Below are 16639 nucleotides of genomic sequence, written 5' to 3' on the forward strand. Positions count from 1 at the left end.
GAACTCAGCGGCGGATCTCCCCGGCCCGGCCGTGCAGGGCCGCCCGGTCCGCCGCCGCGCGGCCCGCCGCCCAGCCCTCGCCGTCGCTCACCCGCACCCGCTGCGACACCAGCTTCGGGAACATCCGGCCCACCTCGTCGTCCACCGCGGCGGAACGGGCCGCCAGCACCGGCAGCAGCCGCTCGTCCGGCGTCAGCTGCTCGGCCGTGCCGTCCTCGCGCAGGTGCCGGCCGGCCGCCGCGTCACTGGTGGTCCGTTCGGTCGCCTCGGTCAGCCGCTCGCGGATCCGCGCCGCGTACGCCACCAGGAACGACTGCCGGAACGCCTTGGTGCGCGAGGCCCCGTCCAGGTGCTGACGGCCGCCGGCCTGCTGCATCGCGTGCGTCGCCTGCACCAGCAGCGAGGTGTACAGCAGCTCCACGCCGTCGAGGTCGGCGTCGAAGCCGATCACGGTGCAGAAGCCGAACTCCTTCGCCCACACCACCCGGCACCGGTTCGCCGCCGCGACCGCGTCCAGCAGCATCGTCTTCGGGCCCTCGTACGGGTTGTCCACGCCGATCCGCAGCGCGCCGGGCGCGTTCCGGTCGGCGCCGTCGACGGCCAGCAGCGCCTCGTCGATGCTGTGCTGCGCCATCAGCTGCTGCGCCTTCGCGGTCAGCGCCTCGGCCTCCTCCGGGTACTCGGTGGACTCGGCCTTCGCCAGCAGCGCCCGGATCCGGGACAGCATCCGCGGCTCCCCGGCGACCGGGCCCCGCGCCTCCCGGCGCCGCACCTGCCCCTGCTGCCCCGGCGCCGGACCCACCGGCGAGATCGGCGGCAGCCGGCCCCAGCTGCGCACCAGCTCCAGCAGCACGGTGGCCAGCGCGAACCGGTCCAGCCGGTGCCGCTGCGCGAACCCGGCCAGGAACGCCTCGTCCGACGGCCACCAGACGGCCGCCTCCAGCTCGCGCAGCTGCTCCTGCCAGCGGCGGTCCGGCGCGGCCGCGGGGTAGCGGCGGTTCTCGGCGGCGATCAGGTCCACGGCCAGCGCCAGGTGCACCGGCTTCAGCTCGCGCCGCACCACCCGCACCAGATCGGCCGGCCGCCAGCCCGCCGCCCAGCACCGGCCGACGGCGGTGTCCGCGTACCCCAGCACCGCCCGGCTCACCGCCGGCCACTGCCCGGGCGAGGCCGCCAGCAGCGAGGCCCCGGTGTCCAGCGCGAGGTCAAGCCCCTCCTCCGGCGCCACCACCACGGCCCGCACCGCCTGCTCCACCAGCCCCCCGGCGTCCCCGCCGCCGCCACCCTGCTTCCGCCTACCCACGCCGCCTACCTCCGGGCTCCCATACCTCCTCCCCATGATGCCGGACCCGCCCCCAGCACCCACGCCTCGCCGAAGCCCGGGGGGCTTCGCCCCGGGCGGACGCCGACGGACCGCGGCAGCTCCCGCTTCGATGGGGGCGCGGAGTGGGGCGGGAAGACGGCGGCGGCCCCTCCTGGGTGGGAGGGGCCGCCGGGGCGGGGATCGGGGAAGGGGTCAGCGTTCGACGGCCTTGGTGAGGATCTCGGGGAGGCGTTCCAGGAGGCGGCCGGCGGCGAGGCGGAGGCCGAGGACGGCGACCAGGGCGCCGTAGAGGGGGCCGGCCAGGAGGACGGGCCAGGTGGGGGCGTCGGTGGCGAGGGCCCAGGCGAGGTAGCCGATGACCGGGCCGGCGACCAGGGCGCTGCCGAACATCGAGCCGAAGCTGTTGAGCATCACCAGGCCGCCCTGGCCGGGGGCGGCGTTGCGCATCGGGTTGTTGTCGGCCGGCATGGTGTACGGCGCGAGCACGCTGAGCACCGCGCCGATCGCGAGGCCGCTGCCGAGCAGGGCGAACGCCAGGCCGAGGGCCGAGGGCAGGCCGGCCCAGTCGCCGGTGACGGCGGCGAGGACGGCGGAGAGCACCAGGGTGACCGGGACGGCGTAGGAGAGGATCGCGTACGCGCGGCCGCGCAGTTCGGCGCGGGCGTCGGCGGGGGTGAGCAGGGTGGCGGCGACCATCCAGAACGCCGAGCCGTCCATGCCGAACAGGTTGAGCATCTGCAGGCCGAGGAACATCCCGGTCATCGCGACCAGGTAGACCGTCGCCCAGCCCTGGACCATCGACAGCACGCAGATGACGAGCGTCATCCCGATGCTGGTGAAGACGGCGGCCTTGGCCCGCGGTTCCCGCCAGGCGTACCGCAGGTGGCGCTGCATCACGGCGCCGACCCGGCCCTCGGGCAGGAAGCGCCAGCCGCGCCGGGAGCCCTCGACGCCGCGGACGACCTCCAGGGTGGAGGCGTCGGCGGTGACCATCAGCTGCTGGAGGCTGTTGCGCCACCAGCGCAGCAGGAGGACGAGCAGGGCGGCGGTGGTGGCCAGCTGCAGCGCGGCGAGCGGGTAGTCGCCCTCGCCGGCGGTGCGGGCGGCGTCGACCGCGCCGACCGGCGGGATCCAGCGCAGGACGGCGGCGACCGGGGCGAGCGGGCTGAGGTCGAGGCCGTGTTCACCGGGCTTGCCGAAGACGCTCTGCGAGCCGACGTTGGCGATCTGCACCAGCAGCGCGAACAGCAGGCCGCCGAAGATGGCGAAGTCCTTGCCGCGCCGGCTGGAGAGCAGCCGGGCGTTGCCGGCCGCGACCGAGCGGGAGAGGACGACGACGGTGAGCACGGCGAGCGGGACGCCGAGCACCCCGGCGACCGCCGAGGCGGCGCCGTCCGCGCCGGATATCGCGGCGCCGGTCAGCAGGATCAGGCTGGTCAGCGGCCCCGGGCCGAGCAGCGAGGCGAGCAGCGAGCCGCGCAGCAGCGGGCCGGGGCGCAGCGGCAGCATGGTGAGCCGGGTCGGGTCGGCGCTCTCGTCGCTGGAGAACAGGAAGAGCGGGATCGCCGCCCAGCCGACGGCGAGGGCGGCGGTGAGGACGACCCCGGCGTCGCCGGCCGAGCCGCGGTCGGCGGCGTTGCTCAGCATGGCGACGGCGAGCGCGATCCCGGCGGCGAACAGCACGCCGAGGACGGCGCCGAGGGCGTACAGGACGGCGCGGCCGCGGTTGCGGCGCAGGCCGTTGCGGAGCAGCCGGAGCTTGAGCGAGACGAGGGTGCGGACCACGGTCCGGTCGTCGGGGAGCCCCGGTACGGTCGCGGCCGGGGCCGGCGCGGGGGAGGGGCTCACCGCTCGCCCCCGCCGAGCCAGCCGAGGGACTGGCCGTCGTCCTCGCGGACGCCGATCAGGTCGAGGAAGGCCTCGTGCAGGCTGCGGTCGCCGCGGACGGTGTCGAGCGGGCCGTGGGCGATGACCCGGCCGGTGTTGACCACGGCGACCCAGTCGCAGAGCTGCTCGACGAGTTCCATGACGTGGCTGGAGAAGACGACGGTGGAGCCGGCCGCCGCGTACCGCTTGAGGACGCCGCGGATGGTCTGCGCGGAGACCGGGTCGACGCCTTCGAAGGGCTCGTCGAGGAAGAGCACGTCCGGGTTGTGCAGCAGGGCGGCGGCGAGGCCGATCTTCTTGCGCATGCCGGTGGAGTAGTCGGCGACCAGCTTGTCGGCGTGGCCGGCGAGGTCGAGGACGGCGAGGAGCTCCTCGGCGCGGCGGTCGACCTCGGCGCCGGGCAGGCCGCGGAGCCGGCCGTTGTACTGCAGGAGTTCGCGGCCGCTGAGCCGCTCGAACATCCGCAGGCCCTCGGGGAGGATGCCGATCCGGGCCTTGGCGGCGACCGGGTCGGCCCAGACGTCGGCGCCGTGGACGAGGACGGTGCCCTGGTCGGGCCGGAGCAGGCCGGTGACCATCGACAGGGTGGTGGTCTTGCCGGCGCCGTTGGGGCCGACCAGTCCGATGAACGCCCCGGTCGGCAGCTCCAGGCTGAGGCCGGCGACGGCGGCCTGGGTGCCGAAGTGCTTCCACAGCCCCTGGATGGAGACGGCGGAGGGGACGGCCGCGGGGACGGCGGGGACGGGGGACGGCGGCGGCGCTGACGCCTGCATGGCGGCCTTCTCTGCTGGTGGGCGGGCTGGTCCGGCTGATGATCGTTTCATGATCGACATCGGCCCGACGACAGCCTGCCACCGTCCGGCCGGGCCTGTCTCCTGTGCCGATGCCCCGGGCGTGTCTGGACCAAACGGGTGAAGCGGAGGAGGCGGGAGGATCGCATCGCGTACGAATCCCGGTGAATCCGGGGAAATGGCAACTACTCAGGCGCCCTGTTCGTCCTGCACTATGAGAGTCAGTGAGGGCTGGAGAAGCCTTGGGCGGGCGGGGGAACCGGGAGGTGGCGGATGGCCGTACAGCCGTGGGGTGAGCAGGGTTCCGGGATGGCCAAGCCGCCCGCACCGGCCGCGCCGCCCCCGATGCCGCCGCCCCCGATGCCGCAGCCCACGACGCATCAGCCCGCGATGCCCCAGGCGGCGGTGCCGCCGACCGCGATGCGCGCGGCCAACACCGACCGCGAGCGGACGGTGGACGTGCTGAAGGCCGCCTTCGCCGAGGGCCGGCTCAGCGCCGCCGAGTACGGCGAGCGCTTCGAGGCGGCGAGCGGCGCGCAGACGTACGGCCAGCTCGCCCGGCTGGTCGCCGACCTGCCGGCCGGGCCGATGGTGACCCCGATGGCGGTCCCGATGGCGCCGCCGGCCGCCGCGGCCGTGGTGCCGCCGACCTTCCTGGCCCCGCCGCCACCCCGACGGACCAACGCCATGGCGGTGACCTCGCTGGTGCTGGGCCTGGCCTGCCTGCCGACCGGCGGGCTGCTGGGCGTGCCGGCCGTGATCACCGGGCACCTCGGACGGCGGCAGGTGGCGGAGCGGGACGAGGAGGGCGACGGCATGGCCGTCACCGGGCTCGTCTTCGGCTGGCTGTCGATCTCGTTCTGGGGGCTGATCCTGCTGGCGCTGCTGTTCTTCGGCTGACCGCGCGGGCACCCGTCCGGCACCCGTTCGGCGGCGGCCCCGGCCACCGTCCCGAGTGGCGCCGCCCCCGCGCGTGTGGTAGAGCAGCAGGAGAACGGTCCGACACCGGGCGGCCGTGCGCGGGACACCCCGGCGACACCCGGTCGACGGCCACGACCTGCGACGTTGCATTTGTTTTGACCGCGCCCGATGCGCTAGGTACGCTCTGACCTTGTGCCTGGGGTGTCCCCGGGTCCTTGTGCGTGCATGCACACCGGTCGCCGCGCCGAGCCGGAGCGCCTTCGAGCGCCCCGCGCGTAGAGCGCCGTCGCTGTACATCAGCTCATGGGATTCCGTGTCGGAATAAGCCCAACACACCCGACCGCGTGGGTCGACCACGGGGCCGTGTGTGGAGGGTGACACCGCAGGTTAGTTCCACCAAGCCTTGGCACACAGAAAACGGAGAAACGGTGCCTACGATCCAGCAGCTGGTCCGAAAGGGCCGGCAGGACAAGGTCGAGAAGAACAAGACTCCCGCGCTGAAGGGCTCCCCGCAGCGCCGTGGGGTCTGCACGCGTGTGTACACGACCACCCCGAAGAAGCCGAACTCGGCGCTTCGTAAGGTCGCCCGTGTGCGCCTCACCAGCGGGATCGAGGTCACCGCTTACATCCCGGGCGAGGGCCACAACCTGCAGGAGCACTCCATCGTGCTGGTTCGCGGTGGTCGTGTGAAGGACCTTCCTGGTGTCCGCTACAAGATCATCCGCGGTTCGCTTGACACCCAGGGTGTCAAGAACCGCAAGCAGGCCCGCAGCCGCTACGGCGCCAAGAAGGAGAAGTAAGAATGCCTCGTAAGGGCCCCGCCCCGAAGCGCCCGGTCATCATCGACCCGGTCTACGGCTCCCCGGTCGTCACCCAGCTGGTCAACAAGATCCTGCTGCACGGCAAGCGCTCCACCGCCGAGCGGATCGTCTACGGCGCCCTTGAGGGCGTCCGTGAGAAGACCGGCTCCGACCCGGTCGTGACGCTGAAGCGCGCGCTGGAGAACGTCAAGCCGGCCCTCGAGGTCAAGTCCCGCCGTGTCGGTGGCGCGACCTACCAGGTTCCGGTCGAGGTCCGTCCGGGCCGCGCCAGCACCCTGGCGCTGCGCTGGATGGTCGGCTACTCGCGCGCCCGTCGCGAGAAGACCATGACCGAGCGCCTGATGAACGAGATCCTCGACGCCAGCAACGGCCTGGGCGCTTCCGTGAAGCGTCGCGAGGACACCCACAAGATGGCCGAGTCCAACAAGGCCTTCGCGCACTACCGCTGGTAGTCCGTACCCCGTCACTAGACAGAGAGAGAACGAGCCACCATGGCTGCAACCTCCCTTGACCTCGCCAAGGTCCGCAACATCGGGATCATGGCGCACATCGACGCGGGCAAGACCACCACCACCGAGCGGATCCTGTTCTACACCGGTGTCTCGTACAAGATCGGTGAGGTCCACGATGGCGCTGCCACCATGGACTGGATGGAGCAGGAGCAGGAGCGCGGCATCACGATCACGTCGGCCGCGACGACCTGTCACTGGACGGTCGACGACGCCGACCACACCATCAACATCATCGACACCCCGGGCCACGTCGACTTCACCGTCGAGGTGGAGCGTTCGCTGCGCGTGCTCGACGGTGCCGTGACGGTGTTCGACGGTGTCGCCGGTGTCGAGCCCCAGTCCGAGACCGTGTGGCGGCAGGCTGACCGCTACGGCGTCCCGCGCATCTGCTTCATCAACAAGCTGGACCGCACGGGCGCGAACTTCTTCTTCTGCGTCAAGACCATCGTGGACCGCCTCGGCGCCACCCCGCTGGTCATGCAGCTGCCGATCGGTGCCGAGTCGGACTTCCAGGGCGTTGTCGACCTGGTCCGCATGAAGGCGCTGGTCTGGTCCGCCGAGGCCGCCAAGGGCGAGATGTACGACATCGTCGACATCCCGGCCGACCTGCAGGACCAGGCCGCGGAGTACCGCGAGCAGCTGATCGACACCGTGTCCAACCACAGCGACGAGATCATGGAGCTCGCCCTCGAGGGCGAGGAGATCCCGGTCGAGCTGCTGCAGGACGCGATCCGCAAGGGCACGCTGAACTCGGACTTCACCCCGATCTTCTGCGGCACCGCGTTCAAGAACAAGGGCGTTCAGCCCCTGCTCGACGCCGTCGTCAAGTACCTGCCGTCCCCGCTGGACATCGAGTCCATCGAGGGCACCAAGCCGGGCGACGACACCGTCAAGATCTCCCGCAAGGCCTCGGACGAGGAGCCCCTCGCCGCCCTCGCGTTCAAGATCATGTCGGACCCGCACCTCGGCAAGCTCACCTTCGTCCGGGTCTACTCGGGCCGCCTGGAGTCCGGCACCTCGGTGCTGAACGCCGTCAAGGGCAAGAAGGAGCGCATCGGCAAGATCTACCGCATGCACGCGAACAAGCGTGAGGAGATCGACTCGGTGGGCGCCGGCGACATCATCGCCGTCATGGGCCTGAAGCAGACCACCACCGGTGAGACGCTGTCCGACGAGAAGAACCCGGTCATCCTGGAGTCCATGGACTTCCCGGCCCCGGTCATCCGCGTCGCGATCGAGCCCAAGTCCAAGGGTGACCAGGAGAAGCTGGGTGTCGCCATCCAGCGTCTCGCCGAGGAGGACCCGTCCTTCCAGGTCAACACGGACGAGGAGACCGGCCAGACCATCATCGCGGGTATGGGCGAGCTGCACCTCGAGGTGCTCGTCGACCGTATGCGCCGTGAGTTCAAGGTCGAGGCCAACGTCGGCAAGCCGCAGGTCGCGTACCGCGAGACGATCCGTCAGGCCGTCGAGCGCATCGACTACACCCACAAGAAGCAGACCGGTGGTTCCGGTCAGTTCGCCAAGGTGCAGATCGCGATCGAGCCGCTCGAGCAGGCCGAGGGCTACGAGTTCGTCAACCTGGTCACCGGTGGCCGCGTCCCCCGGGAGTACATCCCGTCGGTCGACGCCGGCTGCCAGGAGGCCATGGAGTTCGGTATCCTCGCCGGCTACCCGCTCCAGGGCGTTCGCGTGAAGCTCCTCGACGGTGCGGCGCACGACGTCGACTCGTCCGAGCTCGCGTTCAAGATCGCCGGTTCGATGGCCTTCAAGGAAGGCGCCCGGAAGGCCAAGCCGGTCCTCCTGGAGCCGATGATGGCCGTCGAGGTCACCACGCCCGAGGACTACATGGGCGACGTGATCGGCGACATCAACTCTCGCCGTGGCCAGATCCGGTCCATGGACGAGCGTCACGGTGCCCGCGTCGTCACGGCGCTGGTGCCCCTCTCCGAGATGTTCGGCTACGTCGGTGACCTGCGCAGCAAGACCTCTGGTCGCGCGAGCTACTCGATGCAGTTCGACTCGTACGCCGAGGTTCCGCGGAACGTGGCGGACGACATCATCGCCAAGGCCAAGGGCGAGTAACGTCCCGACAATCGGGATGATTAGGACCCCTTAGGCTATTAGGAGGCGTCCCGGGAGGATCCGACGGATCCTCCCGGGGACCTCCGGCCCCCACCCGCGGGACGGCATGGAGTGCCTCGGCACTCCGTACCCAAACCCGATCAAAGACCAACTGACGTCAGCACGGCGTACAGAACTGTCCTCAGGAGGACTGCAGTGGCGAAGGCGAAGTTCGAGCGGACGAAGCCCCACGTCAACATCGGCACCATCGGTCACATTGACCACGGTAAGACGACCCTTACCGCGGCCATCACCAAGGTGCTGCACGACGCGTACCCGGAGATCAACCCCTTCACGCCGTTCGACCAGATCGACAAGGCGCCGGAGGAGCGGCAGCGCGGTATCACCATCTCGATCGCGCACGTCGAGTACCAGACCGAGGCGCGTCACTACGCCCACGTCGACTGCCCGGGTCACGCGGACTACATCAAGAACATGATCACCGGTGCGGCCCAGATGGACGGTGCGATCCTCGTCGTCGCCGCCACCGACGGCCCGATGCCGCAGACCAAGGAGCACGTCCTCCTGGCCCGCCAGGTCGGCGTCCCCTACATCGTCGTCGCCCTGAACAAGGCCGACATGGTGGACGACGAGGAGATCCTGGAGCTCGTCGAGCTCGAGGTCCGCGAGCTCCTCTCGGAGTACGAGTTCCCGGGCGACGACCTGCCGGTCGTCCGCGTCTCCGCGCTGAAGGCGCTGGAGGGCGACAAGGAGTGGGGCGAGAAGCTCCTCGGCCTGATGCACGCGGTCGACGAGAGCATCCCGACCCCGGCCCGCGCCGTGGACCAGCCGTTCCTGATGCCGATCGAGGACGTCTTCACGATCACCGGTCGTGGCACCGTCGTCACCGGTCGTATCGAGCGTGGCATCCTCAAGGTCAACGAGACTGTCGACATCATCGGCATCAAGGAGACCAAGACCACCACCACGGTCACCGGCATCGAGATGTTCCGCAAGCTGCTCGACGAGGGCCAGGCCGGTGAGAACGTCGGTCTGCTGCTCCGTGGCATCAAGCGCGAGGACGTCGAGCGCGGCCAGGTCATCATCAAGCCCGGTTCGGTCACCCCGCACACCGAGTTCGAGGCCCAGTCGTACATCCTGTCGAAGGACGAGGGTGGCCGTCACACCCCGTTCTTCAACAACTACCGCCCGCAGTTCTACTTCCGTACCACGGACGTGACCGGCGTCGTGACCCTCCCCGAGGGCACCGAGATGGTCATGCCGGGCGACAACACCGCCATGACCGTCGTGCTGATCCAGCCGATCGCCATGGAGGAGGGCCTGAAGTTCGCCATCCGTGAGGGTGGCCGCACCGTCGGCGCCGGCCAGGTCACCAAGATCCTCAAGTAATTGACGATCTGACCTGCCTGTACCGAACAGGCGATCCGAAGGGCCCCGCACACCCCAGGTGTGCGGGGCCCTTCGGCGTGTCGGGTGGAACCGGCGGGGGGCGCTGTGTATAGGGCTCGCTCGGGCCGGATAGACTGAACCACCCGCAGCCGTCGCTAGAGCGAGGCTGACCGAGGCTCTCCGCCCCACTCGCCGAAAGCGCTCCGGAATGACCTCTGCCCCGCTTCTGACGAAGCCCTCGCTGCTCCGGCGTCGCTCGGCCCGCCCCGAAGGCGGGTCGTCCGGGGCGGGCCGGACGAAACGCCCGCGGCTCTACGCCCTCGACGGGATGCGTCTCTTCGCGGCACTGAGCGTGCTCTCCTTCCACTGGACGGCCTACGTCGGCATCGCCGGGGTGTGGCAGGGCGTCACCCCGAAGGAGGCCTTGCCACTGCTGAACCGGGTGGCGGCCTACGGCTGGCTGGGGGTGGAGCTGTTCTTCGTCATCAGCGGCTTCGTGATCTGCATGAGCTGCTGGGGAAAGCGGCCGGGCGAGTTCTTCGTCTCCCGGGTGGTCCGCCTCTACCCGGGCTATTGGGCCGGTATCGCGCTGACCAGCCTGGTGGTGCTCAACTTCAAGCAGTTCGCCCGGTGGGGAGCGGCGGACGGTCTCGACCTCCACGTCATCCTGGGCAACCTCACCATGCTGCAGACCCCCCTGGGGATGCGGCACGTGGACGGCGTCTACTGGACGCTGTGGGTGGAGATGAGGTTCTACCTGCTGTTCGCCCTGGTTGTCGCGACCGGCCTCACCTACCGCAAGGTGGTCGCGTTCTGCGGGGTCTGGACGATCCTCGCGGTACTCGCTCCGCAGGCCGGGATACCGCTGCTGACCACGATGGTGATGCCGAACGAGTCACCGTTCTTCATCGCCGGCGTCGGCATGTTCCTGATGTACAAGTTCGGTCAGAACCTGTTGCTCTGGGGAATCGTCGGCTTCTCCTGGATCCTCGCGTTGACCCGGCTCCGGGCGATCCAGGAGGTCTACGTCAACGTCCTGGGTCACCCGCTGTCGTGGAACGTCATGGCCGCCGTGGTGACCCTCGCGTTCGCCCTCGTGCTCGGTGCCGCGCTCGGGCTGTTCGACTGGGTGCAGTGGAAGTGGCTGACGATTGCCGGGGCACTCACCTACCCGCTCTACCTGATCCACCAGGAGATCGGCTGGACGCTGATCCACTACCTGCTCACCAAGGACTTCGGTGTGGAAGCGGCGTTGGCCACCACCCTCGTGGCGATGCTCGTGACGGCCTGGCTGATCCACCGCCTGGTCGAGCGACCGGTGTCCACGATCCTCAAGAACGCGTTGGACCGTTCGATGGCGACCCTGCGCCGGACCTCGGACGGGCCCCCCGCCGCGAACCCCTGACGAAGCCGGGGGAACCAGGTGAATGCGGAGCTCAAGACGCATTCATGCAGAGGTAAAGGCCTGCTGCTAGCCTGGCCGCCATCACCCGGCCGCGCACATCTCCTCGCATCCTCTGTTTCGGTTGGCCGGGTTCTCCGGCGCGAATTCCCGATGCCGATCGATCGATCTCGAAGACCCAAGGGACGGGCGACAACTGATGTACAACGCAACAGTATCGGCAGAGCACCCGGCCGCCTCGCCGGCGCCGCTCTTGTCGGTCGTGATGCCGATCTACAACGAGCAGGAAGCCCTGCCGTTGACGGTCCAGCGACTGCGTCCGATCCTGGACGGGCTGGGGATCGACTACGAGGTCGTCGGCATCGACGACGGCAGCACCGACGCCACCCCGGCGATCATGCAGAAGATCCACCAGGACTGGCCGGAGTTCCGGATCGTCCGCTTCGCCCGCAACTCCGGGCACCAGGCGGCGCTCACCGCCGGCATCCACCGCGCCTTCGGCGACTACGTGGTGTCCATCGACGCCGACCTGCAGGACCCGCCGGAGAAGATCCCCGAGATGCTCGCGCTCGCCCAGGCGCAGAACCTCGACATCGTCTACGGCGTCCGCGGCGACCGCGGCACCGACACCGTCTTCAAGCGCCGCACCGCCGGCGCCTACTACTGGCTGATGCGCAAGCTGGTCGGCAAGAAGATGCCGAACCAGGCCGGCGACTTCCGCCTGCTCAGCCGCGCCGCGGTGGACGCGCTCAAGGCGCTGCCCGAGCACCAGCCGGTCTACCGCCTGCTGGTCCCGTGGCTGGGCTTCCCCAGCGGCGAGGTCGTCTACGTGCGCGAGGAGCGGGTCGCCGGCTCGACCCACTACCCGCTCTCCAAGATGCTCCGGCTCGCGATCGACAGCATCACCAACTTCTCCGCCAGCCCGCTGCGCCTGGCCACCTGGCTCGGCCTGCTGAGCTTCGTGCTCTGCGTCGGCCTCGGCGTCTACACCACGGTGGAGTACGCGCTCGGCAAGACCGTTCCCGGCTGGTCCTCGCTGTTCGTCGGCATGCTCTTCCTGGGCGCCGTCCAGCTGATCTGCATCGGTCTGCTGGGCGAGTACGTCGGCCGGATCTACTCGGCGTCCCAGGCCCGCCCGGCGTACTTCGTCGGCTACGACTCGGCCGACGAGGCCGTCGCGCGGTCGCGGAAGGTCTCCGAGTACGTGGCATGACCCCGAATCCGTCCCACGGCGGCCGACCGCCGTGGGACGGACCGGTCATCGCCAGCCAGGGAGTCGACGCATGGTCGCAGGAGAAAAAGAAGAGTGATGGGCACTACTGACAGCACCGCACCCACCCTGGGTGGGCCGACCGCGACGGCCGGGCGACGTGGCGCCGACTCCGCTCCGGACGGCGACGGTGCCCCGCTCTCGGCCGTCGACCGGCTGCTGAGGTTCCTGCCCGCCCTCGCGGCCTACGGTTTCCTGGTCGCCCTGCTCACGGCCGCCGACACCTCGCTCAGCGACATCGCCCGGTACACCGGCTACGCGGTCTGGGGCGTCCTGCTCCCGGGCACGCTGGTCTTCCGTTCGCTCCGTCGGCGTCCGCACACCCTGTTGGAGGACCTCGCCTTCGGTGCGGTGGTCGGCCTCGTCCTGGAGCTGGTCGCCTGGGCCGTGCTGGTCGGCCTCGGCCTGCAATCGGTCGCCACGGCCTGGCCGCTGGCGGTGGTGGTGCCGTTCCTCGCGGTACCGGGGCTGCGGCGACACTGGTTCCCGCGCGGCTACCGCCGGATGTCTGCGGGCTGGTCCTGGTCGGTGGCCGGCACGGTCGCGTTCACCAGCGCCTACATGTACGCGGTGTTCCTGCGCAAGAACCCGGTACTGCCGAACTCCGAGACCACCCTGCAGTACATCGACCTGCCGTACCTGCTGTCGCTGGCCGGGAACGCCAAGTACAACGCCCCGCTGACCTTCCCGCAGGCCGCCGGCGAGCCGCTGCACTATCACTGGTTCACCTTCGTCCACATGGCGATGGGTGACCTGGTCGGCCACATCGACCTGCCGGTGATCCAGATGCGGCTGATGGTGCCCGCGCTGGCCGCCCTCGGCATGCTGATCACCGCCGTGGTGGCGCACCGGCTGACCGGCCGGGCCTGGGCGGGCCCCGTCGCCGCCCTGCTGATCTTCGCGGTGGGCGAGTTCAACGCGATCTACCCGAACAATGTCGGGAGCTGGACCTTCGGCGCCCCGGCGGTGCCGCTGATGTCCTGGGCGAGCCTGTCGCTCACCTACAGCCAGCCGCTGCTGATGGCGCTGATCGGCGTCGTCGGCGACGCGCTGCGCGGCCGCGGTGGTCCGGACGGAGCGGACACCGGGGCGAGCGCCCGGATCCCGGCGCTCGGCCGCGGCGCCTTCGTGCTCACCGCCCTGTTCGCGCTGGCCTCCAGCGCGGCCAAGGCGAGTTCGCTGCCGGTGACGCTGGCCGGGCTGGCCTTCGCGGGCCTGATGGTGCTGATCGGCACCCGGCGCATCCCGTGGACGATCGTCGGCCTCGGTGCGATCGTCGCCGCTGCCCAGGTCTTCGCCACCGCGGTGATGTTCCGGTTCGAGAGTTACGGCCTCGAGGTGGTGCCCTTCGGCAACATCGAGAAGTACTGGGCCGACCCGCAGCAGACCCGGACCGCGGTGACCCAGGGCGCGGTGGTCGCCGCGACCGTGGTGGCCTACCTGCTCAACCACCAGCTCCGGATGGCCGGGATGATCCCGCTGATCTGGCGCCGGCGGCTGCGGTTGGAGCCGGTCCAGTGGTTCCTGCTCGGCGGGGCCATCGCGGGCCCGGCCGCGTACCTGGTGGTGAACGGCTTCAACGCGAGCTACTTCACCCTGGCCGGGCTCTCCTTCGGCGTGCTGCTGTCCGCCTGGGGCTACGGCGAGGCCTTCGACCGTGCCGCCCTGTCGGCCTGGGGCAAGGCCGTTCTGGCCGTCGGCACGGTCGCCTTCGTGCTGTTGCTGACCTACGGGATCCACCACTACGCGGGTGACTGGGCGACCTTCGCGGGCAAGGCGATCGGCGACGAAAAGGGCACGAAGTCCTACAGCGCGCTGGTGCCCGCGCTGGCCGCGGCGGCGGCGCTGGCCGCGATCGCCGCGGTCTGCGGCATGCTCTGGTGGGCGGCCGGCCGGACGCTGGTGCCGGCGCTGCGGCGGCGCGGCGGGATCGTCCTGCTGACCGCGTCGCTGGCGGCGGGCGCGCCCTCGCTGCTGCTCGACGTGCAGCAGTCCCGGGAGGTGCCGTGGGACGGCGCCTGGCCGCTGCCGGCCAGCCAGGTCGAGGCCGCGCGCTGGGTCCGCTCGCACAGCGACCCCGAGGACGTCCTGGTCACCAACACCCACTGCCGCTCGGAGTTCGACTTCAACCGGCCCGGGGCGACCTGCTGGAACTCCCTGGCCTTCGACCTGAGCGCCTATTCGGAGCGCTCGGTGCTGGTCGAGGGATGGGCCTACTCGCCGCGGCTGATGTCGGAGAAGTCCGGCACCTTCTGGGACCAGGCGCTGCTCAAGCTGAACGACGACGCCGTCTACAATCCGACGGCCGACATCCTCGGCCGACTGCACGACCAGTACCACGTTCGCTACGTCGTGGTGAACCGCAAGACCGGGCCCGAGTCCCCGGTCCTGAAGACGCTCGCCAAGCAGGTGTTCGACAACGGCCGGATGGCCGTCTACGAGCTGTCCTGACCCGACGACCGAAGAAGCATGGGCAACCAGATGGTCTCCACCGAAAAGCCCCCCGCCGCCGAACCCGGCGAGCAGGCGGGGCAGCCGGCCGGCACGGTCAAGCGCCAGCTGCCGGCGTTCGCGATCATCGGCGTGCTGAGCACGCTGTTCTACCTGGGCCTGTACTGGGTGGCGCGGTTCGCCGTCGACCCGCAGGCGGCCAACCTGATCGCGCTGGCGGTGAGCGCGGTCGCCAACACCGCCGCCAACCGGCGCTTCACCTTCGGCATCACCGGCAGCGAGGGGGCGCTGAAGCACCAGGCGCAGGGCGCGGTGGCCTTCCTGATCGGGCTCGGCCTGAGCTCCGGGGTGCTGAAGCTGCTGGACCTGGCCGCGCCGCACGCCTCCAAGGTGGTCGAGCTGGGCGGCCTGATCGTGGCCAACGGCCTGGCCACCATCGTGCGGTTCCTGCTGATGAAGGTCTGGGTCTTCAAGGACAAGGACTGACGGGGGCCTCGGCGCTCCGGGTGCGGGACCGCGGCCACGGCCGGGCGCGGTCCCGCAGCCGTAGCGCCGGTTCCTCCACGCAGTGCCAGGAGAACACCGCGAGCAGGCCGGTGGCGGCCAGCGCGCAGGCCAGGAAGCCGGCCTTGCCGAGGCTCGCGGCGCCGAGCAGCGCCAGCGCCTGCTCGACCGGGAAGCCGTAGATGTACACCCCGTAGGAGTAGTCGGCGCGCCGCCCGATCCGCCGGCACCAGCCGGGCAGCCGGGCCGCCGCCCAGAGCAGCAGGTAGACCAGCGCGGGGTGGCCGAGCTCGGGGTAGCCGCCCCAGCGGACGGTCACCGGGACCACCAGCGCCGCGGCCAGCGCCAGCCCGTCGTGCACCGGCACCCGCTCGGCCCACAGCCGCAGCACGCCGCCGAGCAGGAACACGAAGCCGAGGTGGAGCAGCAGGTAGCCGCTCAGCCGGCCGAGTCCGGGCACGGCGACCGAGGGGCCGGCCAGCGGGCTGGCGGGGTAGGGCAGGTCGGCCAGGCCGGAGACGGTGAGCAGCCAGAGGGCGGCGGTCGCGGCCAGCACCAGCCGGCGGTCGCGGCGCAGCGCGCCGAACGCGGCGAGCAGGCCGGCCCCGAGGTAGCAGAGCACCTCGTACTTGAGGGACCAGAGCGCGCCGTTGAGGCTGCGGTCGAAGTTGGTGCCGCGGCGGACGCCCTCGGCGATCACCCCGGAGACGTCCCAGCCGGCCGTGGGGTTGACGCTGCCGAGGCTGGTGAAGTACCCGGCCGGGCCGTCCGGGCGGCTCCAGAACCCGGCCAGCGTGCCGTGCTGCCAGTGGTAGAGCGGCGGGGTCAGGACGAGCGCGCAGAACAGCAGCGAGACGAGCAGGCCGGGCAGGATGCGCAGGGCCCGGTGCCAGGCGTAGCGGAGCGGGCGGAGCTTGGCGGCGCTGCCGGTGATCATGAAGCCGGACAGCGCGAAGAAGCCGAGGACGGCGGTCTTGCCGAAGTCGGTGCGGTGGTCGCTCCAGTCCCAGAGCGGGTCCAGCCGGCCCCAGCCGACCGGCCAGACGTGCGAGACGACCACGGTCACGGCGAGCAGCAGGCGCAGCGCGCCGAAGGCGTTGCCGCGACCGGTGGTGAGCTGCGCGAGGGTGCCGCGCGGGTGGAGCAGCGGGTGGAGCAGGGGGTGGCGCGGGGCGCGCGGGCTCATGGTTCCCCGACGGGTGAGGGTGGCACGGGGAAGGGCCCGTCCGGTGGACGGGCCCCGTGCGCGGGCCGGGGTGGGCGGCCCGCGCACCGTCGGTCA

Annotated in this window: 13 protein-coding genes; 9 read left to right on the forward strand and 4 right to left on the reverse strand. The window is 70.8% G+C overall.

Going from position 1 to position 16639, the window contains the following annotated elements; translation table 11 throughout:
- Window positions 1-4 precede the first annotated feature (4 nt).
- From AB0N76_RS05460 to AB0N76_RS05470, 3 genes are all read right to left on the reverse strand, one after another.
- Window positions 5-1303: a DUF2786 domain-containing protein gene (locus tag AB0N76_RS05460; RefSeq protein ID WP_363553427.1), complete on the reverse strand. Its 1299-nt coding sequence runs from the start codon at window positions 1301-1303 to the stop codon at window positions 5-7.
- Window positions 1304-1516: 213 nt separating this feature from the next.
- The gene (locus tag AB0N76_RS05465; protein WP_363553429.1) at window positions 1517-3172 is read right to left on the reverse strand and encodes a transporter; all 1656 of its coding nucleotides are present in this window, start codon (window positions 3170-3172) and stop codon (window positions 1517-1519) included.
- Window positions 3169-3984: an ABC transporter ATP-binding protein gene (locus AB0N76_RS05470; protein WP_363553431.1), complete on the reverse strand. Its 816-nt coding sequence runs from the start codon at window positions 3982-3984 to the stop codon at window positions 3169-3171. The genes AB0N76_RS05465 and AB0N76_RS05470 overlap by 4 nt, the downstream gene beginning before the upstream one ends.
- Window positions 3985-4275: 291 nt before the next feature.
- Between AB0N76_RS05470 and AB0N76_RS05475 the strand changes: the two genes are divergently transcribed.
- The 9 genes from AB0N76_RS05475 (at window position 4276) to AB0N76_RS05515 (ending at window position 15339) form a co-directional block, all read left to right on the forward strand.
- Complete coding sequence (locus tag AB0N76_RS05475; RefSeq protein ID WP_363553433.1) at window positions 4276-4902, forward strand: DUF1707 and DUF4190 domain-containing protein; 627 nt, start codon at window positions 4276-4278, stop codon at window positions 4900-4902.
- A gap of 449 nt (window positions 4903-5351) precedes the next feature.
- A complete protein-coding gene (gene rpsL / locus AB0N76_RS05480) occupies window positions 5352-5723 on the forward strand; it encodes a 30S ribosomal protein S12 (protein ID WP_014144289.1) in 372 nt (123 codons plus the stop codon).
- Window positions 5724-5725: 2 nt separating this feature from the next.
- Window positions 5726-6196: a 30S ribosomal protein S7 gene (rpsG, locus tag AB0N76_RS05485; RefSeq protein WP_030055803.1), complete on the forward strand. Its 471-nt coding sequence runs from the start codon at window positions 5726-5728 to the stop codon at window positions 6194-6196.
- Between the two features lie 39 nt (window positions 6197-6235).
- Entirely contained in the window at window positions 6236-8341 is a 2106-nt protein-coding gene (gene fusA / locus AB0N76_RS05490) for an elongation factor G (RefSeq protein WP_363553435.1), read from the forward strand.
- Between the two features lie 195 nt (window positions 8342-8536).
- Window positions 8537-9730: an elongation factor Tu gene (gene tuf, locus AB0N76_RS05495; protein ID WP_313764195.1), complete on the forward strand. Its 1194-nt coding sequence runs from the start codon at window positions 8537-8539 to the stop codon at window positions 9728-9730.
- 208 nt (window positions 9731-9938) lie between these two features.
- On the forward strand, window positions 9939-11135 hold the full coding sequence (locus AB0N76_RS05500; RefSeq protein WP_363553437.1) for an acyltransferase: 1197 nt from the start codon (window positions 9939-9941) through the stop codon (window positions 11133-11135).
- Between the two features lie 262 nt (window positions 11136-11397).
- Complete coding sequence (locus AB0N76_RS05505) at window positions 11398-12345, forward strand: glycosyltransferase family 2 protein (protein ID WP_363553439.1); 948 nt, start codon at window positions 11398-11400, stop codon at window positions 12343-12345.
- A gap of 96 nt (window positions 12346-12441) precedes the next feature.
- Window positions 12442-14853, forward strand: a complete 2412-nt coding sequence (locus AB0N76_RS05510; RefSeq protein ID WP_363553441.1) for a hypothetical protein — start codon at window positions 12442-12444, stop codon at window positions 14851-14853.
- A gap of 18 nt (window positions 14854-14871) precedes the next feature.
- Window positions 14872-15339, forward strand: a complete 468-nt coding sequence (locus tag AB0N76_RS05515) for a GtrA family protein (RefSeq protein ID WP_363553443.1) — start codon at window positions 14872-14874, stop codon at window positions 15337-15339.
- On the opposite strand, the gene AB0N76_RS05520 is transcribed toward AB0N76_RS05515, so the two are convergent.
- On the reverse strand, window positions 15323-16543 hold the full coding sequence (locus AB0N76_RS05520; RefSeq protein ID WP_363553445.1) for an acyltransferase: 1221 nt from the start codon (window positions 16541-16543) through the stop codon (window positions 15323-15325). The genes AB0N76_RS05515 and AB0N76_RS05520 overlap by 17 nt on opposite strands.
- Window positions 16544-16639 lie beyond the last annotated feature (96 nt).

The organism is Kitasatospora sp. NPDC093806 (genome assembly GCF_040683335.1).
Classification (GTDB): domain Bacteria; phylum Actinomycetota; class Actinomycetes; order Streptomycetales; family Streptomycetaceae; genus Kitasatospora.